Source organism: Aurantimonas sp. C2-5-R2 (genome assembly GCF_036549495.1).
Lineage (GTDB): Bacteria > Pseudomonadota > Alphaproteobacteria > Rhizobiales > Rhizobiaceae > Aurantimonas > Aurantimonas coralicida_A.
In genome coordinates this window covers 51,905-71,409 of sequence record NZ_JAZHLJ010000015.1, presented here as the reverse complement: position 1 = coordinate 71,409, position 19,505 = coordinate 51,905, and the positions used below count along the sequence as shown (strand labels likewise).

At 64.7% G+C, this 19,505-nt stretch carries 23 protein-coding genes and 1 pseudogene; 15 read left to right on the top strand and 9 right to left on the bottom strand.

The genetic code is table 11. The annotated features are described in order from the left end of the window. From VQ044_RS09685 to VQ044_RS09665, 5 genes and pseudogenes are all read left to right on the top strand, one after another. The coding region (locus VQ044_RS09685) for a hypothetical protein (protein ID WP_331827665.1) at positions 1-194 on the top strand (194 nt) is incomplete at its 5' end. Positions 195-517: 323 nt separating this feature from the next. Then, positions 518-772 (top strand): annotated as a pseudogene (locus VQ044_RS09680) (BRCT domain-containing protein); the annotation flags it as partial. Positions 773-907: 135 nt separating this feature from the next. Further along, entirely contained in the window at positions 908-1,489 is a 582-nt protein-coding gene (locus VQ044_RS09675) for a YbjN domain-containing protein (protein WP_327647012.1), read from the top strand. Positions 1,490-1,606: 117 nt separating this feature from the next. Beyond that, complete coding sequence (locus tag VQ044_RS09670; protein WP_327623051.1) at positions 1,607-2,320, top strand: AzlC family ABC transporter permease; 714 nt, start codon at positions 1,607-1,609, stop codon at positions 2,318-2,320. Further along, a complete protein-coding gene (locus tag VQ044_RS09665; RefSeq protein ID WP_327623052.1) occupies positions 2,313-2,609 on the top strand; it encodes an AzlD family protein in 297 nt (98 codons plus the stop codon). The genes VQ044_RS09670 and VQ044_RS09665 overlap by 8 nt, the downstream gene beginning before the upstream one ends. A 16-nt stretch (positions 2,610-2,625) precedes the next feature. Here VQ044_RS09665 and VQ044_RS09660 read toward each other — a convergent pair whose 3' ends face one another. After that, positions 2,626-3,633: a Tim44 domain-containing protein gene (locus VQ044_RS09660; protein WP_327647010.1), complete on the bottom strand. Its 1,008-nt coding sequence runs from the start codon at positions 3,631-3,633 to the stop codon at positions 2,626-2,628. A gap of 83 nt (positions 3,634-3,716) precedes the next feature. After that, positions 3,717-4,904, bottom strand: a complete 1,188-nt coding sequence (locus tag VQ044_RS09655) for a vWA domain-containing protein (RefSeq protein ID WP_327647009.1) — start codon at positions 4,902-4,904, stop codon at positions 3,717-3,719. Positions 4,905-5,177: 273 nt separating this feature from the next. Here VQ044_RS09655 and VQ044_RS09650 point away from each other — a divergent pair, with 273 nt between their 5' ends. Both VQ044_RS09650 and VQ044_RS09645 read left to right on the top strand, forming a co-directional pair. Continuing rightward, positions 5,178-5,492 (top strand): hypothetical protein, encoded by a 315-nt coding sequence (locus VQ044_RS09650; protein WP_327647007.1) that lies wholly within the window; start codon positions 5,178-5,180, stop codon positions 5,490-5,492. A gap of 3 nt (positions 5,493-5,495) precedes the next feature. Then, positions 5,496-5,840, top strand: a complete 345-nt coding sequence (locus tag VQ044_RS09645; RefSeq protein WP_327623056.1) for a helix-turn-helix domain-containing protein — start codon at positions 5,496-5,498, stop codon at positions 5,838-5,840. 78 nt (positions 5,841-5,918) lie between these two features. Here the strand turns inward: VQ044_RS09645 and VQ044_RS09640 are convergent, their stop codons facing one another. The 4 genes from VQ044_RS09640 to VQ044_RS09625 form a co-directional block, all read right to left on the bottom strand. Beyond that, the gene (locus VQ044_RS09640; protein WP_327647005.1) at positions 5,919-6,500 is read right to left on the bottom strand and encodes a c-type cytochrome; all 582 of its coding nucleotides are present in this window, start codon (positions 6,498-6,500) and stop codon (positions 5,919-5,921) included. Between the two features lie 252 nt (positions 6,501-6,752). Beyond that, positions 6,753-7,580 (bottom strand): PhzF family phenazine biosynthesis protein, encoded by an 828-nt coding sequence (locus VQ044_RS09635; RefSeq protein WP_327647004.1) that lies wholly within the window; start codon positions 7,578-7,580, stop codon positions 6,753-6,755. A 7-nt stretch (positions 7,581-7,587) separates the two neighbouring features. Then, on the bottom strand, positions 7,588-8,028 hold the full coding sequence (locus VQ044_RS09630; RefSeq protein ID WP_327647003.1) for a GNAT family N-acetyltransferase: 441 nt from the start codon (positions 8,026-8,028) through the stop codon (positions 7,588-7,590). Between the two features lie 2 nt (positions 8,029-8,030). Next, positions 8,031-8,870: an AAA family ATPase gene (locus tag VQ044_RS09625; RefSeq protein ID WP_327647002.1), complete on the bottom strand. Its 840-nt coding sequence runs from the start codon at positions 8,868-8,870 to the stop codon at positions 8,031-8,033. A gap of 172 nt (positions 8,871-9,042) precedes the next feature. Between VQ044_RS09625 and VQ044_RS09620 the strand changes: the two genes are divergently transcribed. Further along, a complete protein-coding gene (locus VQ044_RS09620; RefSeq protein ID WP_327647000.1) occupies positions 9,043-10,245 on the top strand; it encodes an MFS transporter in 1,203 nt (400 codons plus the stop codon). Here the strand turns inward: VQ044_RS09620 and VQ044_RS09615 are convergent. Further along, positions 10,215-10,904, bottom strand: coding sequence for a DapH/DapD/GlmU-related protein (locus tag VQ044_RS09615; RefSeq protein ID WP_327623062.1), 690 nt, complete (start codon positions 10,902-10,904; stop codon positions 10,215-10,217). The genes VQ044_RS09620 and VQ044_RS09615 overlap by 31 nt on opposite strands. A gap of 212 nt (positions 10,905-11,116) precedes the next feature. On the opposite strand from VQ044_RS09615, the gene VQ044_RS09610 reads away from it, so the two are divergent. The 6 genes from VQ044_RS09610 to VQ044_RS09585 all read left to right on the top strand — a co-directional run bounded on the left by VQ044_RS09610 (position 11,117) and on the right by VQ044_RS09585 (position 16,460). Then, positions 11,117-12,472, top strand: a complete 1,356-nt coding sequence (locus VQ044_RS09610) for a selenium-binding family protein (protein ID WP_327623063.1) — start codon at positions 11,117-11,119, stop codon at positions 12,470-12,472. Positions 12,473-12,509: 37 nt separating this feature from the next. Continuing rightward, positions 12,510-12,866: a 2Fe-2S iron-sulfur cluster-binding protein gene (locus tag VQ044_RS09605; RefSeq protein WP_327646999.1), complete on the top strand. Its 357-nt coding sequence runs from the start codon at positions 12,510-12,512 to the stop codon at positions 12,864-12,866. 104 nt (positions 12,867-12,970) lie between these two features. Continuing rightward, positions 12,971-13,564 (top strand): SCO family protein, encoded by a 594-nt coding sequence (locus VQ044_RS09600; RefSeq protein WP_327646998.1) that lies wholly within the window; start codon positions 12,971-12,973, stop codon positions 13,562-13,564. A 132-nt stretch (positions 13,565-13,696) separates the two neighbouring features. Next, positions 13,697-14,218, top strand: coding sequence for a cation:proton antiporter domain-containing protein (locus tag VQ044_RS09595; RefSeq protein WP_327646996.1), 522 nt, complete (start codon positions 13,697-13,699; stop codon positions 14,216-14,218). After that, a complete protein-coding gene (locus VQ044_RS09590) occupies positions 14,179-15,588 on the top strand; it encodes a cation:proton antiporter (protein ID WP_327646994.1) in 1,410 nt (469 codons plus the stop codon). Before VQ044_RS09595 ends, VQ044_RS09590 begins: the two co-directional genes overlap by 40 nt. Beyond that, positions 15,588-16,460 (top strand): 50S ribosomal protein L11 methyltransferase, encoded by an 873-nt coding sequence (locus tag VQ044_RS09585; protein WP_327646993.1) that lies wholly within the window; start codon positions 15,588-15,590, stop codon positions 16,458-16,460. Before VQ044_RS09590 ends, VQ044_RS09585 begins: the two co-directional genes overlap by 1 nt. 105 nt (positions 16,461-16,565) lie before the next feature. Here VQ044_RS09585 and VQ044_RS09580 read toward each other — a convergent pair whose 3' ends face one another. Continuing rightward, entirely contained in the window at positions 16,566-16,775 is a 210-nt protein-coding gene (locus tag VQ044_RS09580) for a hypothetical protein (protein WP_327623068.1), read from the bottom strand. A gap of 241 nt (positions 16,776-17,016) precedes the next feature. Here VQ044_RS09580 and VQ044_RS09575 point away from each other — a divergent pair, with 241 nt between their 5' ends. After that, positions 17,017-18,846: an aminopeptidase P family protein gene (locus VQ044_RS09575; protein ID WP_327646992.1), complete on the top strand. Its 1,830-nt coding sequence runs from the start codon at positions 17,017-17,019 to the stop codon at positions 18,844-18,846. 103 nt (positions 18,847-18,949) lie between these two features. Here the strand turns inward: VQ044_RS09575 and VQ044_RS09570 are convergent, their stop codons facing one another. Beyond that, positions 18,950-19,429, bottom strand: coding sequence for a BA14K family protein (locus tag VQ044_RS09570; protein WP_327646991.1), 480 nt, complete (start codon positions 19,427-19,429; stop codon positions 18,950-18,952). Positions 19,430-19,505 lie beyond the last annotated feature (76 nt).

Sequence of the window (19,505 nt, the reverse complement as noted above, 5' to 3'; positions counted from 1 at the left end):
GAAAAGTTCATTGCCCCTGCATCGAGGGCCGCCTAACGTTCAACCCGGCATCGCCGCTCAACGAAGTTCAACAAACTTCGGGACATCCCCTTTGGCACGACGCATGGGAGTTTATGAAAGCCATTCCGCAATCCCCGGCATGGCGATATCAGAAAACGACTCCGGCATTGCAGCGAAGGCTCTCGGCAAATTGAGATCTGCTCGCGCATCTGATGTGCCGAAAGTCCTGCGGTTTGTTGTCAGGGGATCGACGGGAACGTCATATAATATCCATGCGGATTTCGGTGCAAATGGTAGACGAAAGCTCGTCTGCTCTTGCCTTGGCGCGCGATTTTCCGATCGTTGTCGGCATGTGAAGCAGTTAATTGACAGGGATTTCTCGAGTTTAATTTCCGACAATGAAGCAGATGCGAAGAGCATTCCTGCGTGGTTCGGATCGCAGCCGTCCGCACTTCCTTCTCGGCAGGCACGTAAGATCAATGAGAAAGGAAGATCATCGACTGATCGTGATCTTTCGGTCTCCGGCCAGACCATCGTCTTCACCGGTTCGCTCGAGCAGATGACCCGCGACGAGGCGAAGGCGATGGCCGAGGCGCTGGGCGCCAAGGTCGCCGGGTCGGTATCGAAGAAGACCGATCTGGTCGTCGCCGGTCCCGGCGCCGGCTCGAAGCTCAAGAAGGCCGCCGAACTCGGCGTCGAGGTGATCGACGAGGATTCCTGGTTCGAGCGGATCGGGCGCAGCCGTGAGGCGGAGACCGGCGAGAGCGGCTGACCGGGCCTCGGCGCGACGTTACAGTCATGCACCGCTGCCACGGGCGGTCGGAGAAATCTGGGGCAATGCGTCGCCCCACCTTGCGGAGCGCTTGGCGAATGCCGAGATTGGGCGCGCTCCAGACAAGGATGATTCATGCTATTCCGCCTGCCGCGCTGCCTGCGCACCGGCCTTGCCGCCGCAATTTTCCTCGTCGGTGCGGGCTTGGCGCCTGTCGCGATCGCTGTGTCCGTCGACAATGACCTCCCCGCCACGAAGGCGCCGGTGGCCGCGGACCCGCGCACCGGCTCGGCAAAGCCGGATATTTCCGAGATCGTTCAGCCCGACGACCTGTCCGCCATGGTCGGGATCGCGCTGGGCTATGGCAACGCGGAACTTTCCACCATCGAGAATGGGGACCCCGTGATCGTCGGCGAGATCAATGGCGTCGCCTATCAGCTGTTCTTTCTGAATTGCGCGGACGACCACACCGGCTGCACCATTATGAACTTCTATGCGATCTGGGATGTTCAGGACGTCGCCATTGATGCCATCAACGGATTCAACCGCACCCAGCCCTTCAACAAGGCCTATCTGACGCCGGACAATCTGCCCGTGGTCGAACTGAACCTGTCGACGGTCGGCGGCATGACGCGTGGCCAGCTCGACGACGCCTTCGAGCGCTGGACCATCGCCCTGGCGGAGTTTCCCCGCGAGGTGCTGGGGGAGACGCGGTAAGCGAACGCGCCGTTCATTTCCGCCGCGCTTGCGCGGTTCGATGTGACAAAGCATAAGCAAGACTGATTAGACGGTCGCTCGGCGACCGTGTTTCCACGAATCAATCCGAGCAACCCCGTGACCGAATCCGCCCGATCGGAGATCCGCGCCGCGCTGCGCCAGCTCCTGCCCATCCTTTTCGCTGCGTTGCCCTTCGGCATGCTCTACGGTGCGATCGCCGTTGGCGAGGGTCTGACGCTATGGCAGACGATGGGCTTCTCGGCCACCGTCTATGCCGGCGCCTCGCAACTCGCCGCTCTGCAACTGATCGGCATCGGCGCGCCGGTTTGGTCCGTGCTTCTGGCGGTGGTGGCGCTCAACTTCCGGCACGTCCTCTATTCGGCATCCGTGGGCAGACACCTGACGCGTTTTTCGGCGCCCCAGAAGGCGGCGGCATTCTTCCTTCTGGTCGACCCGATGTTCGGCGCCGCCGAGGCGCGCGCGAGCGGCCAGAAACTGACCAAGACGTTCTATTTCGCCTATGGCCTAGTGCTATATTTCGGCTGGCTCGCCGCGACACTGGTGGGGGCATTGTTCGGCGCGCTGATCGACGATCCGCTCGCATACGGCTTGGATTTCATCCTGCCGGTGTATTTCCTGACGTTGTTGATGACCTTTCGCACCCGCAGTCTGTTCTATCCGGTGGCACTGGCAAGCGCGGCGGCCTCGATCCTCGTCTATCTGACCGTCGGCCCGCCTTGGCACGTCACCATAGGCGGGGGCGCCGGGGTCTTGTTCGCCGCCGTCGCCAAACCGGCGGCGCGGCCGAGGCGCGAGGGCGTCGATGTCTGATATCTGGCTGATCATCGTCCTCGCGGGAGTGCTTACCTACCTCACGCGCGCCGGCGGGCATCTGCTGCTTGCCCGGTTCGGGTCGTTGCCGCCTCGGCTGGAAGCGGCGCTCAACGCTGTTCCGGCGGCGGTGCTGACGACGATCGTCACGCCGATCCTGGTGACCGGTGGTTGGCCGGAGCGCGTCGCGATCCTGGTCTGTCTGGTGCTGTCGTTGCGCCTGCCGCTGATCGCGGTGGTCGCCATCGGGACGGGATTGGTGGCGGCGGCGCGGGCGGCCGGCTTCTGAGCGGGCCGCGCGTCGATCAGTCGGCCTGGATCGCCGACAGTTTCCACGCGCCGCCATTTTCGCGCACGAAGGTCCACAATTCCGTGGTTTCGCTCGGATGCTCCGGATCGCCTTCGACGACGGCACCGCTCTGGCGATCACGCATGACGTCAATCGATTCAAAGCGCATGGCGACCGAGGCGTAGTCGCGCGCCTCCTCGCGCCAGGCTTCGGCCAGATCGCCTTGCAGCAAGGTGACCGCCGTCACGTCATTCTTGCGCCCAGACGTGGCGTTCTCGGAGAGCTCCTCGGCCAGATAGGACATCACTTCCGGTGTGGTGATCTGGCGCAGCGCGGCGTAGTCCTCACGTGAAAACGCCGCCTGGACCTTCTGGAGTTTCTGTTCGAAGGCATCGAGGTCCCGGTCGGTGATGCCGATCTCGTCGGCCGGGCCAGACGATGCTGCTGCGGTCCCAGGGACGCCTGCTGCGCCAGCGCCGAGGCCGGCTCCTGAACCGATCGACGGGATGCGGAAGCTTCCCGGTCCTGCCGGGCGCGGTGTCTCCTCGTAGGCCCGCCGCTCCGCTGCACCGGAATTGCCGGCATAGGCGCCGCCGGCGCGGTTGCGAAACAGCCGCATCAGCAGTGCCGCGCCGAAAGCGATCAACAGCACTTGGACAAGCAGCGCCAGGAAGCCGCCCATGCCGCCGAAGCCTGTCCCCATCAGCATGCCGAACAGGCCGCCAAGCATCAGTCCGCCGAGAAGACCGCCGCCCAAACCGCCGAAGAGACCTGGCCGACGTGTCGTCGCGCCGTTCTGAGCGGTTCCTGCGCCCGGCTGGGCAGCCTGGCCCGGCGTCATTGAGCGCTGGACCGGCGCGAAGGATTTCGGCGCCGTGGTCGTGGTCGGTGCCGACTGGAATGTGCGGAAGCCCCGGCTGCCGAAGCTGCCGCCGCGACGCGCGTCGGCATGGTCGACCGCGACGAAGGAGAAAGCGAGGAAGAGGATTGCGAGCATTGCACCGAAGCGAAGGCGGTTGACCATGTGATGTCCCGTCAAATTGGCGTCCGGCGAGATATGGGAGGCCGAAGCCCCGGCCGCCAGCGATCCGCGCCGAAATCTTACGCCTAGCGCGCGAGTTCGCGCGTTGCCTCCTCGATGCCCTTCAGCGTCATCTCGAACATCCGGTCGCCGGTCGCCTCGCGGATCATCTGGATCGACTGTGTCCAGTCCCAGTGTTCGCGCTTGACCGGGTTCAGCCAGACGGTCTTCGGCCATTTGGCGGTAAAGCGTTGCAGCCAGACGAAGCCCGGCTCGGGGTTCCAGTGCTCGACCGAACCGCCCGCCATGGCAACCTCGTAGGGGCTCATCGAGGCGTCGCCGACGAACACCGCCTTGTAATCCGATCCGAACGTGTGGAGCACGTCCATGGTGGAAATCGTCTCGGCATGGCGGCGGCGATTGTCCTTCCACAGCCGCTCATACGGGCAATTGTGGAAGTAGAAGAATTCGAGGTGCTTCAGCTCCGAGCGGGCGGCGGAAAACAGCTCCTCGACCGCTCGGACATGGTCGTCCATCGACCCGCCGATATCGAGAAACAGTAGCACCTTGACCGCGTTGCGCCGTTCGGGCCGGGTCTTTACGTCGAGATAGCCGTGCTCGGCGGTGGAGCGGATCGTGGCGGGAAGGTCGAATTCCTCCTCGGCCCCGTCGCGAACCCAGCGGCGTAGCCGCTTCAGCGCGACCTTGATGTTGCGCGTGCCGAGTTCGACGCTGTCGTCCAGATTGCGGAACTCGCGCCGGTCCCAGACCTTCACCGCCTTGCGGTGGCGGCTTTCCTTCTGGCCGATACGGATACCTTCCGGGTTGTATCCATAGGCGCCGAACGGTGACGTGCCGCCGGTGCCGATCCATTTCGAGCCGCCCTGATGGCGCCCTTGCTGCTCTTCCAGGCGTTGCTTCAGCGTCTCCATCAGCTTGTCGAAGCCGCCGAGGCTTTCGACGAGCTTTTTCTCCTCGTCGGTGAGGTGCTTTTCGGCCAGGCGGCGCAGCCATTCCTCGGGCAATTCGCGCATATCGACGCCGCCGGTCTCGCCCGACACCGCCTCGATGCCCTTGAAGATTTCGGAGAACACACGGTCGAACCGGTCGATGAAACGCTCGTCCTTCACTAGGCTGGCGCGGGCGAGATAATAAAAGCCCTCCACGTCGTAGGTGACGAGATCGGCCGTCACCGCATCGAGAAAGGCGAGATGCTCGCGCAGCGTGACCGGCACGCCGGCGGCCTTGAGCTTGAGGAAGAAGGTCAGGAACATGGCCGTCAGGGTAGGGCAGGGAGCGGCGCTTGTCAGCCGGCGGCGTTGTTTCGCCGAAATCGGCAATCTAAGAGTCCGTTTCGAAACTCACTGCGGCGGGTTCAAAGGCCCCTCGGATGGTCGCTCCGCAATGACATGATACCCGATTTCCGCGGGTTTGGGCGTCCCGGGTGAACCATGGAGGCTGGTCTTGGCAGGGTTTCGAAACGGCCTCTAAGATCGGGTTGGTTGATCGCGATACATCAGTGGCGTATATGTGGGGTGGGGATGGCGTTGGATATTGAAGTCGGTGAAACCCGACGCTTTCTCCTTGATTGCGCGATGTATGGCGTGAATGCGGAAAAGCATGAGGCTCTGCTGCGCCTTCTGAAAGGAGACCCGGTTGTCGGTCGTCAGCGACCTGGGTCACCTTCCTTGTGGGATTGGGAGTTCAGCGGCAATCGGATTACCTATGCTTTGTCAGACGATTGCTCGCGGCTGGTGCTGCTGCGACTAACTCCCGCAGAGGCGCCGAAGGCCAGCCGCCTGCTACAGATCATGAAGCTGATACGAACTATCAACGAGATCAAACGCCTGTTCGGATTGTGAGCCATGTCAAAGAAGATGAGGATCGAAACGCAGGAAGAGGCCGACGTCCATCTCGTCGAGTCCCTCGAACAGGCGTTGAAATGGTTTCAGGGCGACGATTCCGATGTCACCGTCCACACCTTCACGATCGAGGTGCCGGACGTCGCCAAGCTGCGGCGCAAGCTGAAGCTGACGCAGGCCGATTTCGCCCTGAAGATCGGGGTGCCGGTGGCCACGCTGCGCAATTGGGAGCAGGGCCGACGCTATCCGACCGGCCCGGCGCGGGTGTTGCTCAACGTTTTAGCGCGGCGGCCCGATCTGGTGATGGAAGCGATCGAAGCCTCCCAGCCGGTCGAGGCGGCGGAATAATGGCGCGGGCGCGCGTAACCACACGCGCCGTTCGGTCTTTCTTGCCAGCGGAGGCCGGGTCGAAGACGCGCAAACGCCCTATTGTTCGAGCTTGTCGCGGAATTTCTCCGGCACCTGATCGAGCGTCAGTTTCTTCTGCTCCTCGGCGTCGTGCGCGAAGGCGACCAGATCGGCGAGTTCCTGACCGCTCAGATCGATGACCGCGCCAAATTCCGCCTCCTGCATCGCCGTCATGGCCGCCGCGCCGCGCCACATGCGGGCGGCGAATTCGAACGCGTTCATCGGCGACGGCATCTCGGCGGCGTCGAGCGAAGGGCCGACTTCGACCCCGACACCGTTGACCGAATGGCAGACGACGCAGCCCTTGTCGACAAACAACTTGCGTCCGCGTTCGGCGTCGAGCGGGGGAAGAGCGATGCCGATGTCGCGCATCAAGCCCATCATGCGGTTGACCTGTTCGGGCGGCATCTCCTCGATCGCCTCGAAATCGTGACCGTGCTCATGGCCCTGATGCATTTCGCGCATCTGTTCGAGCGGAGCGGACGCGCCGTGATCGTCGTCTTTCGTCTCCGAGGAATGACCGGCAGCGGCCATGGCGCCGGCGGGCGCGAGTGCCATGGATACGGCCACGGCCGCCATGGCAAGGGTGACATGGGACATCGTCATAGTCCTTTCAGATTATCGCAAAAGCACCGTCTCGCGCCTTCAGGATCTGCAAAGGACGCCGTCGGTTCAGGAAACACACCATAATCTCATCCGAAAGCCGAGACCGTGGCCGCAACGATGATGTAGCGTCGAACAAATGGTAGGGCGTTGATCCACATCAATTCCGGGCTGCGCAACCCTGATGTGCCGCCTTACGAAGTTCTGGAGAACGGCGCCGTCCGGATCGGTCAGGCGGACCGGCGCGGTTCAGCTTGGCAGAGAGATCTCACCCTTGAGATAGAGCACGCCCTGGCCGGCCACGACGACCGTGTCGCCGTCCAGCCGGCAGCGCAGATCGCCGCCGCGCTTCGACACCTGCCGGACCGTGAACTGGGTTTTTCCCAGCCGCCCGGCCCAATAGGGCACCAGCGAGCAATGGGCCGAGCCGGTGACCGGATCCTCGTCGATGCCGGCCTTCGGCGCGAACATGCGCGAGACGAAGTCGACGGCGTCGCCGGGCGCCGTCGCGATGACGTTGCGCGGTGGCAAAGCCGCGATCGCTCTTATGTCCGGCGCCAGACCGACGATCTCGGCCTCGGTCTCGAAGACGGCGAGGTAGGAGGTGTCGCCGGGGACGGCGAAGGAGACCACCGCCTGCGGCCGGGCGCCGAGGGCGTCGGCCAGCCTGTCGATATCGATCGCGTCGACGGTTCCGGCCTCGTGACGACGCGGGAAGCGCATCACATACCAGCCGTCAGCGCCCCGCGTCACCGTGAGCTCGCCCGATTCCCGTGTGACGAAGGTCAGCGTCGCGGCGGTCTCGCCGAGACATTCGGCGAGGACGAATGCGGTAGCCAGCGTGGCGTGGCCGCAGAGCGGCACCTCGATCGTCGGGGTGAACCAGCGCAGCTCCCAGCGCGCCTCGCCGGCCGGCACGAAGAAGGCGGTTTCGGCGAGGTTGTTCTCGGCCGCAATCGCCTGCATCGTTGCGTCCGGCAGCCAGGATTCGAGCGGCACCACGGCCGCCGGATTGCCGGAAAACAGCCGGTCGGTGAAGGCGTCAACCTGATAGAGGGGGAGGCGGGTTGCTGTCATGTCGGTCTCAGCGCTGATATTTGATGAACGGCGTTTTGCTCCCGACTCGATCATAGAGCTGGCGGCCCGTGTAGTTGAACTCCTGCGTCATCCAGTAGACGGCGGGACAACCGGCGTCGTCCGCCGCCGCATAGACGGCTTCGATCAGTTTTCGGCCGACGCCCAGGCCTCGTGCGGCCGGGTCGGCGAAGAGATCCTGCAGATAGACGACGTTCTCGCTGCGCCAACAATGGCGATGCTGCAAGTAGTGTACGAGACCGACAATCTGGCCGTCACGGACCGCCAGCAGGCCGCATGGGTCGTAGAGCGCGTCGCCGAGCAATCGCGCGAAGGTCGTTGCGTAGACCTCCTCGGTCGTCGTGGTCCCGTAGAATTCGAGATAGGCGGTCCAGAGCCGTCGCCAATCGGCTTCGTCCGTGGCTTCCAACGGGCGGATCGTAATGGTCATGCTTAACCCTTCCGCCTTGCCAGGAACGCCAGGCGCTCGAACAGGTGCACGTCCTGCTCGTTCTTCAACAGCGCGCCGGCGAGCTTCGGCAGGGCGCTGGTCGGGCTCTCGCGCAAATCCTTGGGCTCGATGTCCTCGGCGACGAGCAGGCGAATCCAGTCCAGCGCCTCCGAGGTCGACGGCCGTTTCTTGACGCCTGGCTGCTCGCGCAGCTCGTAGAACTGGGTCAGCGCGGCGCGCACCAGCTCCTTCTTGATGCCGGGATGATGCACCTCGACGATCTTCGCCAGCGTCTCGGGATCGGGAAACTGGATGTAGTGGAAGAAGCAGCGGCGCAGGAACGCGTCCGGCAGCTCCTTTTCGTTGTTCGAGGTGACGACGACGATCGGCCGATGCCTGGCCCTGACCGTCTCGTCGGTCTCGTAGACGTCGAATTCCATCTTATCGAGCTCCTGCAGGAGATCGTTGGGAAACTCGATGTCGGCCTTGTCGATCTCGTCGATCAACAGGACGACGCGCTCGTCGGAGGCGAAGGCCTCCCACAGCTTGCCGCGGCGGATATAGTTGCGGATGTCGTTGACCTTCTCGTCGCCGAGCTGGCTGTCGCGCAGCCGCGAGACGGCGTCGTATTCGTAGAGGCCCTGCGCCGCCCGCGTCGTGGACTTCACCGTCCACTGGATCAGCCTGAGCCCCAGCGCCTCGGCGATCTGGAAGGCCAGTTCCGTCTTGCCGGTGCCCGGCTCGCCCTTGACCAGCAATGGACGTTCGAGGGTGATCGCGGCGTTGACCGCGACCATCAGATCCTTGCCGGCCACATAGGCGTCGGTTCCGGTAAAGCGCATGCGTGTCATCCTGTTTTACTGTTGCCGGCAACCATAAGGTCCGGCGAGGCGGTGGCAAGCGGGGGGCATTGGCGATCCCATCCGTCAGTCGGGCTTATCGTATGACCATGCCGCCCTATGTTGCCGCTGCGAAGCGCCGGCCCGCGTGATGCTCCAGGAGAATTCATCGTCCATGACCCAACCGAGCTATGCCGCGCAATCGGGTGCCACCGGCCAGGGCGCTCTCGGCACCGTGTTGACGGTGTTGTTCGCGCTTGCCTGCGGCGCGCTCGCGGCCAACCTCTATTACGCCCAGCCGCTGGTCGCGCTGATCGGCGACGACACCGGCCTGTCACCCTCCACCGAGAGCATGATCGTCACCGTCGCGCAGATCGGCTACGCGATCGGCCTCGTCCTCTTGGTGCCGCTCGGCGACCTGATCGAGAACCGCAAGCTGATCCTCGTCACGATGGCGGCGAACGTCGTCAGCCTCGCCGGCCTGGCCCTGGCGCCGGGCCTGACGACCTTGTTCGCCATGATGCTGGTCGTCGGCGTCACCTCGACGGCGGCGCAGATGCTGGTGCCGCTCGCCGCCAATCTCGCGCCCGCCGCCGAGCGCGGCAAAGTCGTCGGCAATGTCATGAGCGGGCTTCTCGGCGGCATATTGCTGGCCCGGCCGGTCTCCAGCTTCCTCGCCGACTATGTCGGCTGGCGCGACGTCTTCGGCCTGTCCGCGGGGCTGATCGCGGCGCTTGGCCTGGCTGGCCTGATCCTGTTGCCGCGCCGCGAGCCCCACGGCGAACGGAGCTATGCCGTGCTGATCGGCTCGCTCGGCAAGCTGTTCATGCGCCAGCCGGTGCTGCGCCGGCGCGGGATCTACCATGCCGCGATGTTCGGGGCGTTTTCGCTGTTCTGGACCGCCGCGCCGGTGATCCTTCTGCGCGCACCCTACAATTTCACTCCGAGTGGCGTGGCGCTGTTCACGCTGGCCGGCGTCCTCGGCGTCTTCGCCGCACCCGTCGCCGGACGGCTCGCCGATCGCGGCTACACCCGCATCGGCACTATCGCGGCGATTGCGACGGTGATCGCCGCCTTCGTCGCGGCGCTGTTCGGCGGCGTATCGCTGGCTGCCCTGGTTGCCGCAGGCATCCTCATCGACCTCGGCGTGCAGGCCAATCTGGTTTTCGGTCAGCGCGAAATCTACCAGCTCGACGCGACCATCCGGAACCGGCTCAACGCCGTCTACATGACCACCTTCTTTCTCGGCGGGGCGATCGGATCGGCATTATCCAGCCCGGTTCTCGAAGCTTTCGGCTGGGTCGGCGTCTGCATCATCGGCATCGCCATGCCGGCGGCGGCGCTGGCCTATTTCCTCGTGGCCGACGAGGCGGACTGAGCGGCGATGTCGGCCGTTTCCCACTTGTCGAGGAAAGCTTCGATCGACAGCGCCTGCATGTCGGGGATCGCGTCAAATAAAACCTCCGGCGGCCAGTCCCACCAGGTGAGGCGCTGGAGCCGCTCGGCGATGTCGGCGGAAAACCGCGCGCGCAACGGCCTTGCCGGCACGCCGGCGACGATGGCGTAGGATGCGACGTCCTTGGTCACCACCGCATTCGCACCGATCACCGCGCCGACGCCGATCTGGACCCCCGGCATCACCACCGCGCCATGACCGACCCACACGTCATGGCCGATCGCGACGCGCTTCGCGCTGCGGTGTTCGCGCCAGTCGGCGTCGATCGGCAGATAGCGGAAATACTCGTTCGGCCGGTAGCTGAGCTTGTGGGTCGTCGGTCGCTCCATCGGGTGGTCCAGCGCGTTGATCCTGACATTCGCCGCGATCGAGCTGAATTTGCCGATGTCGGTGTAAATGGCCTCGCCGCCGCGCTCGAAATAGGAAAAATCGCCGACCGAGACGTCGCGCAGGAGCACCCGCGGGCCGATTTCGACGAAGCGGCCAAGGCGGCACTCTTTCAGTTCGGCGGATGGGTGGATGCGCGGCTCGGACGAGCGCAAGCGCAGGTCGTCATCATTGGCGCGTTGGTTTTCGTCCATCCCATGGGCTCCGTTCCGCGACCGCTTTCCTCGCCGCGGCGGTCCCCGTGGCTCTAAACCGCGGCGCGGCGTCGGTACAGGCCGGCCGTGCGGAAGCGGCGGGGAGACGACAGAAGGCGCATCGTCGCGGCCAGTTGGCTATGCTGCCGACTGGCGGGATCTTTCTCTATGACGTAAGGTAAATCGCGGCACCGTGGAACCGGGAGGATCCGATGGCGGAGAATGGTTGTTGCGGGCCGGGCTATGCCTCGCCCAAGGAGGCGATGCAGGCTCAGCGGGAGAAGCTGCTTTACACGGTCGCTCTGTACGTTGGCACGGGGGTGGAAAAGCCGGATTATCTGGCGACGGTCGATGTCGACCCGGATAGCCCCACCTATTCCAGCGTCGTGGCGCGCACCGAAATGCCGCAGATCGGCGACGAGCTGCACCATTCGGGCTGGAACGCCTGCTCGTCCTGTCACGACGATTCCTCGAAATCCCGCCGCTATCTGCTGATGCCGGGCGTGCGGACCTCGAACATCAACGTGATCGACACGGCCGACGCCGCGAACCCCAAGCTACACACGGTGGTATCCGGCGACGAGATCAAGGCGAAGACCAACCTGTCGGCGCCGCATACCGTGCATTGCCTCGGCTCGGACATCATTATCTCGATGCTGGGTGACGCCGATGGCAACGGGCCCGGCGGTTTTCTGCATCTCGACGAGAATTTCGACATCGTCGGCCGCTGGGAGAACGAGCTCAACGGCATGAAGTACAATTACGATTTCTGGTACCAGCCGCGCCACAACATGATGGTCAGTTCCGAATGGGCCGCGCCGAACACCTTTCTGCCGGGCTTCGAACTCGACGACGTCGCCGCCGGCAAATACGGCCAATCCGTCCATTTCTGGGACTTCAAGGGCAAGAAGGTGGCCAAATCGGTCGATCTCGGCGCGGAGGGCATGATTCCGCTGGAGGTGCGCGGCCTGCATGACCCGGAATCGCATCACGGCTATTTCGCCGCGACGCTGTCGTCCAACGTCTTCCATTGGTGGAAGGACGATGCCGGCGAACCCCAGTTGGAGAAGGTGATCGATATCCCCACGATCGATGTCGCGGGCTTCCCGGTGCCGATGCCGTCGCTGATCACCGACATCCTGATCTCGATGGACGACCGCTACATCTATTTCGCCAACTGGCTGCATGGCGATCTCAGGCAATACGACATCGCCGATCGCTCGAATCCGAAGCTGACCGGCCAGGTCTGGCTCGGCGGCATGCTCGGCAAGGCGCCGGAGGTCAACGGCGTCACGGTGCAGGGCGCGCCGCAGATGATCCAGCTGTCGCTGGACGGTAAGCGGCTCTACGTCACGACGTCGCTGTTCTCCACCTGGGACAATCAGTTCTACCCGGGCATGAAGGAGAAGGGCGCGCAGATGTTCATGATCGACTGCGACACCGAGAAGGGTGGCATGTCGATCAATCCCGACTTCGTCGTCGATTTCGGCAAGGAGCCGAACGGTCCGGCGCGCTGCCATGAGATGCGCTATCCGGGCGGCGACGTGACCAGCGACATCTGGATGTGACGCGGGTCGGCGGCCGGTCCCTCGACGGACGGCGCGGGTGGTGAAAACCCATCGGGTCAAGCTGGTGAATCGAAACGGCCGCGTCCTCGATGTTAGTGAGGATCAGCCGATCCTTGACGCCGCCGAGGCGGCCGGGCTGGTCCTGCCCGTCGCCTGCCGCTATGGCGGCTGCATCACCTGTGCGGCGCGACTGATTTCGGGCAAGGTGCGCCAGCCAAAGGGGACGGCGCTGAACCGCCGGCAGAGCGCGGCCGGCTATATCCTCTTGTGTGTTGCCCGGCCTCGTTCCGATTGCGTCATCGCGGTCGGCGTCGAGAGCCATGGCGATCTGTATCGCAATCCGTTCAGCGTCCCGCAAATCCCGAGGGCAGGCTCGCCGGGCCAAGGGTCATAAACCCTCGCCTCGTGCGGTCGGGCCGTGCTATTTGCGTCCGGAAATCAAATCTGACGCGCCGGAGAGGTGGGCGGGGTCTTCGCGATTCCCGCACCAAGAACGATATGAACTCAGTTTCGATCCTACGCGCGGCTCTATGGGCACTGGTGGCACTGCTGGCGGGCGCGGTGGTGGCGCTGGTTTTCCTTTATGGGCAGGGCAGCCCCACGGTAGCCGGCGAGCCATACGGGACCCCCTTTGCGCTCGTGGATCAGAACGGCGCGCCGATCACCGAAGCCGTTCTGACCGGCCAGCCCTCGGCCGTGTTCTTCGGCTTTACCCATTGCCCTGAAGTTTGCCCGACGACGCTCTACGAGCTTGCCGGTCATCAGAAGCGACTGAAGGAGGAGGGAAAATCCCTGCGCGTCGTCTTCGTGACCGTCGATCCCGAGCGCGATACGCCGGAAATCCTCAAGGACTATGTCGCCGCCGTCGGGCCGGACATCACCGCGATCACCGGTGCGCCGGTCAAGATCGCCGCCCTGCTGAAAGGCTGGGGCGTCTATGCGGCGAAGGTCGGGGACGGCTCCGACTATTCCATGGACCATACGGCGACGACATTCCTGTTGGACGCCGATGGCGCGCTGGCCGGCACGCTGGCCTACGGTGAAAAATCCGACACCGCGCGTGCCAAGCTGGATCGGCTCGTCGGGCTTTGACACAAGGGCGGAAGCAAGCATTCGGCGCGGCGAGGGCAAAGACCCTTGTCGCCGCATCGCCTATCGCGTCGCCCATTTCCTTCGCGTCGTCCTGGCCTAGTTGGGCGTCGTCGTTCGCAAGGATAATCGTACATGGATGATCTCGCTGCCCAGATCGCCCTCATCGGCGCCGCGGGCATCGCCTCGCAATGGCTGGCTTGGCGCCTGCAGATCCCGGCGATCGTGCTTCTGCTCGCAGTCGGTCTCTTTTTCGGTCCGTTCACCGGCTTCATGAATCCGCGCGCGGATTTCGGCGAACTCTATACGCCGCTGGTGTCGACCGCGGTCGCGATCGTGCTGTTCGAGGGCGGGCTGACGCTGAATTTCCGGGAGATCCGGGAAACGTCGAAGGCGGTGCGGCGCATCGTCATCGTGTCCGGACCGCTGGTCTGGATCATGACCGCGCTCGCCGCCCACTATGTCGGCAATTTGTCCTGGCCGACCGCGATCATCCTCGGCGCGGTCCTGGTGGTCACCGGGCCGACGGTGATCATGCCGCTGTTGCGGCATGCCAAGTTGAAGAACCGGCGTCGATCCTCAGATGGGAGGCGATCGTCAACGACCCGCTCGGCGCGTTGTTCGCGGTCATCTCCTTCGAAACCTTCCTCGTCCTGAACGGCTCCCACGAGGCCGAGAACCTGATCCTCAACGTGATCCTGGCGATCGTCATCGCGGTGCCCGGCGGCATCGCGGCTGGGCGCGCGCTCAGTTGGCTGTTCACCCGTGGCCATGCTCCCGAATATCTGAAGGCACCGATCCTCTTCGCGGCAGTCGTCGCGATGAATTCGATCACCAATCTGGTGCTTGAGGAGGCCGGGCTGCTGACCGTGACGGTGATGGGCATCACCATGGCCAATGCCCGGATCGCCAGCATCACCGAACTCCGGCGGTTCAAGGAAACGATCACCACGCTGCTCGTCTCGGGTCTGTTCATCGTACTGACCGCCTCTTTGCAGATGGACGTGATCCGCAGCCTCGAATGGCGGGTCGTCGGCTTTCTGGCCGTCGTGCTGTTCCTGGTGCGGCCGCTGGCCGTCTTCGTGGCGACGATCGGCGCCGGGCTCAGCTGGAAGGAGCGGCTGCTTGTCGGCTGGATCGCACCGCGCGGTATCGTCGCGGTTGCCGTCGCCGGCCTGTTCGGCGCGACGCTTACGCGGATCGGGGTGGCCGATGGCGACCGGATGATCGCCTATACGTTCGCCCTGGTCGCCGCCACGATCGTCCTGCACGGCTTTTCGCTGGGGCCGCTGGCACGCCTTCTTGATCTGCGATCGGCGGATCGGCCGGGCGTCCTCTTCGTCGGCGCGTCCCGCTTCACCATCGCCTTCGCCCGCCGCCTGAAGGCGCAGGAGGTTCCGGTTCTCATCGCCGACGGCAATTGGTCGCGCGCCTCCGAAGCGCGGCTGGCCGAAGTCGAGGTCTGGTATGGCGAGATTCTGTCGGAGCAGGCCCACCACTCACTTAACCTCTCGCGCTTCGACCACATGGTGGCCGCCACCGACAACGACGCCTACAACGCCTTGATCTGCACGGATTTCGCGCCGGAGATCGGCCGTTCCGATGTATTCCAGATCGGCGATCTGGGCGTTTCCGATCGCCAGTCGATGAACTTCACCATCGGCGGCCTGCCCTTGTTCAAGCCCGGCAAGAGCTATGCCGAGCTACGCGACCTCATCGTCGACGGCTGGACCTTCCAGGCGACGCGGCTGACCGACGAATTTGGTTACGAGCGCTTCGCCGAGACGCGGCCGGAGGAAACCCACGTCCTGTTGTGGATCAAGCCATCGGAAAGCCTCGTCTTCGCGGCGTCCGAAGGATCGGGCGAACCCGACGAAGGCGACACCATCATTTCCTTCGGCCCGCCCCGGCCGGAGCGCGAGCAGGATAAGATCGTGAAGGCGACGACGACCGAACGCGAGGCTCGCGCCGAAAAGGCCCGCAAGACCACCGAAGCGGCGTCTGCCAACGTCGCGGCCGCCGGCTGATGAGCCAGTCGCGCTACTTCCTCCAGGCAGGCAAGGCCGAGGCCGAAGCCGTCTATGAGGCCCTGGACATGGCCTTCGAAGAACATGGCTCGCCGGTGGCGATCAGCGAGATCGACGAGGCGAGGGGGCTGTTCGAGGTTTCCGCCTATTTCGACGCCGCCGACGCCCACGCTTGGGAAAGCCTCTTTGCTGAGGCGGTCGGTCCGGCCCTGGCGGGTCGCATCGAGCGCGAAGAGCTTCCCGACAAGGATTGGATGGCCGACGTTCTCAAGGCATTGAAGCCGGTGCGTGCCGGCCGCTTCCTTGTTCATGGGGCCCATGATCGCGACAAGATCGCCGCCAACGACCTCTCCATCGAGATCGAGGCCGGGCAAGCCTTCGGCACCGGCCATCATGGCACGACGGCCGGTTGTTTGACGATGATCGGCCAGATCGCCGCGCGACGCCGCCCGCGCAACGCGCTCGACCTCGGCACCGGAAGCGCGGTGCTGGCGATCGGCCTGGCCAAGCTCGCCCGCGTCCCGGTGCTCGCGACCGACATCGATCCCGTGGCCGTGCGCGTCGCCAAGGCCAATGTGGTCGCCAATGGCGTCGCCCCCTTCGTCACCAGTGTCACTGCGGTCGGCTTCGCCGCGCCGGGGATCCGCGCGCGCGCGCCGTTCGATCTGATCGTCGCGAACATTCTCGCCGGGCCGCTGATGCAACTGGCGCCGCAATTCGCGCGGCATCTGGCGCGGCGCGGCGACATCGTGCTGTCGGGCATTCTGGTCCGCCAGCGGGACGCGGTTCTGGCGGCCTTTCGCGTGCAAGGGCTTTTCCATCGGCGCACGCTGGTGATCGGCGACTGGGTGACGCTGCATCTGGCCCGGTGAGGAGCGCAAGCGGCGTCAAGACGCGAAAACGCCGGCGCGCAGTTTCCCGCGGCCGGCGTTTTGATTCTGTGTGACGTGCCGATGGCGCGCGAAGCGCCCGCTGGATCAGCGACGCTCGGGCGTGCGCCCCTCGAACAGCGACTCCCGCCCGCCCAGCTCGAAGCCATCGCGTCCGAGAAACGCCATGCGGTCTTCGATGTAGCGTCGGGCCTCGCGCTCGCGCGCTTCGATCATGCGGTCCAGCATGCTGCGCATGAAGCCTTTGGAGCGGCCGGCGCCGCGGTGGGACAATTCGGTGTAGGTCGTCGTGGCCATCGCAATATCTCCTGATGCGGTTCGCTGGCCTCCCCTTGCAACCAATATGCGACCTGGGGTCTGATTCAGGTAGACTCATTCCTGCATAGGTGCCTGCCCCTTATTGCATTGCACAACTGCGAGCCGATTCATGTCTCGTTAACCTTTCGCGCCGCGCTCTGCCCGCTTATGGTCCCCGCGGTCGGCCGCGGGTCGCGCCGTTTTACACCCCGTCTTTACTCGTTTCCTGCCAGAGCCGCCGATGTTTCAGAATTTCGACCAGACCACCGATTTCTCGCGCAGTGCCGAACGGGTCCGCCAGCTCCGCGCCGGGTTCGGGGAATCCGGCATCGACGGTTTCATCGTCCCGCGCGCCGACGAGCACCAGGGCGAGTATATCCCCCCCTCGGCCGCGCGGCTCGAATGGCTGACCGGCTTTTCCGGCTCGGCGGGGGCGGCGGCCGTTCTCGCCGATCGCGCCGTGATTCTGGTCGATGGGCGATACACGTTGCAGGTTCGCTCCGAAATCGATCCCGCGGTCTTCGAGCCGTTATCGTCCGTCGAAACCTCGCTAACCGACTTTCTGACGGTCGCCGCGCCCGGCAAGCGGATCGGCTACGATCCGTGGCTGCATACGGTATCGGAGATTCGCACGCTGACGGATGTGATCGAGGCGGCCGGCGGGCAACTTGTCGCGCTTCCGGCCAATCCGATCGACCGGATCTGGAACGATCGGCCGGCGCCGCCAAAGGCGCGGGCGGTTATCCATCCGGAGCGCTTCGCCGGACGCCCGGCGGCGGGCAAGCTGGCCGATCTGGCCAGGCGGATCGGCGACGCGAAGGCCGACGCCGCGCTTCTCACCGACCCCGCCTCGATCGCCTGGACCTTCAATATTCGCGGCGCCGACGTGCCGCACACCCCGCTGATGCTGGCCTTTGCCATCCTGCGCGCCGACGGCCGTCCGACCCTATTCGTCGATCCGGACAAGCTCGACCCCGAGGTCAGGGACTATCTCGCGGCGCTTTGCGATCTGGCATCGCCGGACGATTTCGAGGCCGCGTTGAAGCGGGAGGCGGCCGGCCGCGCGATCGGTCTCGATCCGCAATTGGGCGCCGCGCGACTGGCGACCATCGTAGAGGCGGCCGGCGGCACGCTCGTCGACATGCCGGACCCGGCGCGGCTGCCACGGGCGATCAAGAATGCCGGCGAGATTGCCGGCTCACAGGCCGCTCATCGACGTGATGGAGCGGCGGTCTCGAGCTTTCTCGCCTGGCTCGATCGCCAGCCGCCGGGAACCGTCACCGAGATCGCCGCGGCCGAGCGGCTGGAAGCGTCGCGCGCCGAATATGGCGAACGGGACGAAAGCCCCTTGAAGGACATTTCCTTCGATACGATCGCCGGTTCCGGTCCGAACGGCGCGATCGTGCATTATCGTGTCAACCGGGGGAGCGACCGGGCTCTCGGGGAGGGCGAGCTCTTTCTGCTCGATTCCGGCGCCCAGTACGAGGACGGCACCACCGATATCACCCGCACAATTCCGATCGGCCAGCCCAGCGCCGAGACGCGCACGAAATTCACGCTAGTCCTGAAGGGCATGATCGCCATCGCCACGGCGCGGTTTCCCAAGGGGACGCGTGGCATCGATCTCGACCCGCTGGCCCGGATCGCGCTGTGGAAGGCCGGCTGCGACTACGCCCACGGCACCGGTCATGGCGTCGGCTCCTATCTCGCCGTGCATGAGGGGCCACAATCGATCTCCAAGCGCGGAATGGCGGCGCTTGAAGCCGGCATGATCCTGTCCAACGAGCCGGGCTATTATCGCGAGGGCGCCTACGGCATCCGGATCGAGAATTTGATCCTGGTCGAGCCCGCGACAGCCATTGCGGGCGGCGATCTTGCGATGCATTCCTTCGCGACACTGACGCTCGCACCGATCGAACGCCGGCTCATCGAGCCGACGCTGATGAACGGAGCGGAAATCGACTGGCTCGACGCTTACCACGCGAAGGTGCGAGGGACGCTCGCCCCGTTGATGCGGGCCGAGGACCGGGGCTGGCTGGAGGCGGCGACACGCTCCATCAGCACGGGCTAGCTGGTTCGCCCATTCCGCGTGGGCGATGCTTCAAGACATCGAGGCCGGTTCCTCCGGTCTCGATGTGGATTGGTGCGTGACGGGCCATCTGCGGCCCATGACGTCAGCGGCAGAGGCGGCGCCGGCCATTATAGGGCTGGAAGGTGCCCGAGCGGGCGTCAAACGACCGGTATTTGGCCGCGCAATAGCGATACCACTCGCCTGACCAGGCCGCCGGCCTGCCGCGGTAGTAGCGGGGCGCGGCCCGATAATAACGCGGTGCCGGGCGGGAGTAGCGCGGTTGGCTAGCAATTGCTGCGCCGATGCCGAGGCCCACGATACCGCCGATGATCGCCGCGCCGCCGGAACCGAGGCCGCGGTGGCGACGATAGTAACGGCGGTTGCCGCGGAAGCCACGATGGCCCCCGTCATAACGACCTCCCCGGTAATATCGACCGCCGCCAAAGGAGCCGCCGCCATAGTGACCGGCCTCCGCCTGCGATATTCCGACGAGGGGTGTGTTGGCGGGCACTGCGGCTGGTGCCACCGACAGCGCAAGCCCCAGTGCGAGGGATTTGACTGCCAACGATTTGAAGAACTTCATGTCGACCTCCTGCATTACCAATACTTTAACACTTAGGTAACGATTGGGAAGCTGAACGGCTCCTGAACAAATTGGT

Bases quoted from the DNA above. Each gene is read 5' to 3' on its own strand.
- VQ044_RS09600 (WP_327646998.1), top strand. From the start codon at position 12,971: ATGAACTCAGTTTCGATCCTACGCGCGGCTCTATGGGCACTGGTGGCA.
- VQ044_RS09625 (WP_327647002.1), bottom strand. From the start codon at position 8,870: ATGCGCTTTACCGGAACCGACGCCTATGTGGCCGGCAAGGATCTGATG.
- VQ044_RS09630 (WP_327647003.1), bottom strand. From the start codon at position 8,028: ATGACCATTACGATCCGCCCGTTGGAAGCCACGGACGAAGCCGATTGG.
- VQ044_RS09615 (WP_327623062.1), bottom strand. From the start codon at position 10,904: ATGGACGAAAACCAACGCGCCAATGATGACGACCTGCGCTTGCGCTCG.
- VQ044_RS09580 (WP_327623068.1), bottom strand. From the start codon at position 16,775: ATGGCCACGACGACCTACACCGAATTGTCCCACCGCGGCGCCGGCCGC.
- VQ044_RS09585 (WP_327646993.1), top strand. From the start codon at position 15,588: ATGAGCCAGTCGCGCTACTTCCTCCAGGCAGGCAAGGCCGAGGCCGAA.
- VQ044_RS09660 (WP_327647010.1), bottom strand. From the start codon at position 3,633: ATGGTCAACCGCCTTCGCTTCGGTGCAATGCTCGCAATCCTCTTCCTC.
- VQ044_RS09645 (WP_327623056.1), top strand. From the start codon at position 5,496: ATGTCAAAGAAGATGAGGATCGAAACGCAGGAAGAGGCCGACGTCCAT.
- VQ044_RS09610 (WP_327623063.1), top strand. From the start codon at position 11,117: ATGGCGGAGAATGGTTGTTGCGGGCCGGGCTATGCCTCGCCCAAGGAG.
- VQ044_RS09675 (WP_327647012.1), top strand. From the start codon at position 908: ATGCTATTCCGCCTGCCGCGCTGCCTGCGCACCGGCCTTGCCGCCGCA.
- VQ044_RS09640 (WP_327647005.1), bottom strand. From the start codon at position 6,500: ATGTCCCATGTCACCCTTGCCATGGCGGCCGTGGCCGTATCCATGGCA.
- VQ044_RS09620 (WP_327647000.1), top strand. From the start codon at position 9,043: ATGACCCAACCGAGCTATGCCGCGCAATCGGGTGCCACCGGCCAGGGC.
- VQ044_RS09595 (WP_327646996.1), top strand. From the start codon at position 13,697: ATGGATGATCTCGCTGCCCAGATCGCCCTCATCGGCGCCGCGGGCATC.
- VQ044_RS09665 (WP_327623052.1), top strand. From the start codon at position 2,313: ATGTCTGATATCTGGCTGATCATCGTCCTCGCGGGAGTGCTTACCTAC.
- VQ044_RS09635 (WP_327647004.1), bottom strand. From the start codon at position 7,580: ATGACAGCAACCCGCCTCCCCCTCTATCAGGTTGACGCCTTCACCGAC.
- VQ044_RS09570 (WP_327646991.1), bottom strand. From the start codon at position 19,429: ATGAAGTTCTTCAAATCGTTGGCAGTCAAATCCCTCGCACTGGGGCTT.
- VQ044_RS09655 (WP_327647009.1), bottom strand. From the start codon at position 4,904: ATGTTCCTGACCTTCTTCCTCAAGCTCAAGGCCGCCGGCGTGCCGGTC.
- VQ044_RS09575 (WP_327646992.1), top strand. From the start codon at position 17,017: ATGTTTCAGAATTTCGACCAGACCACCGATTTCTCGCGCAGTGCCGAA.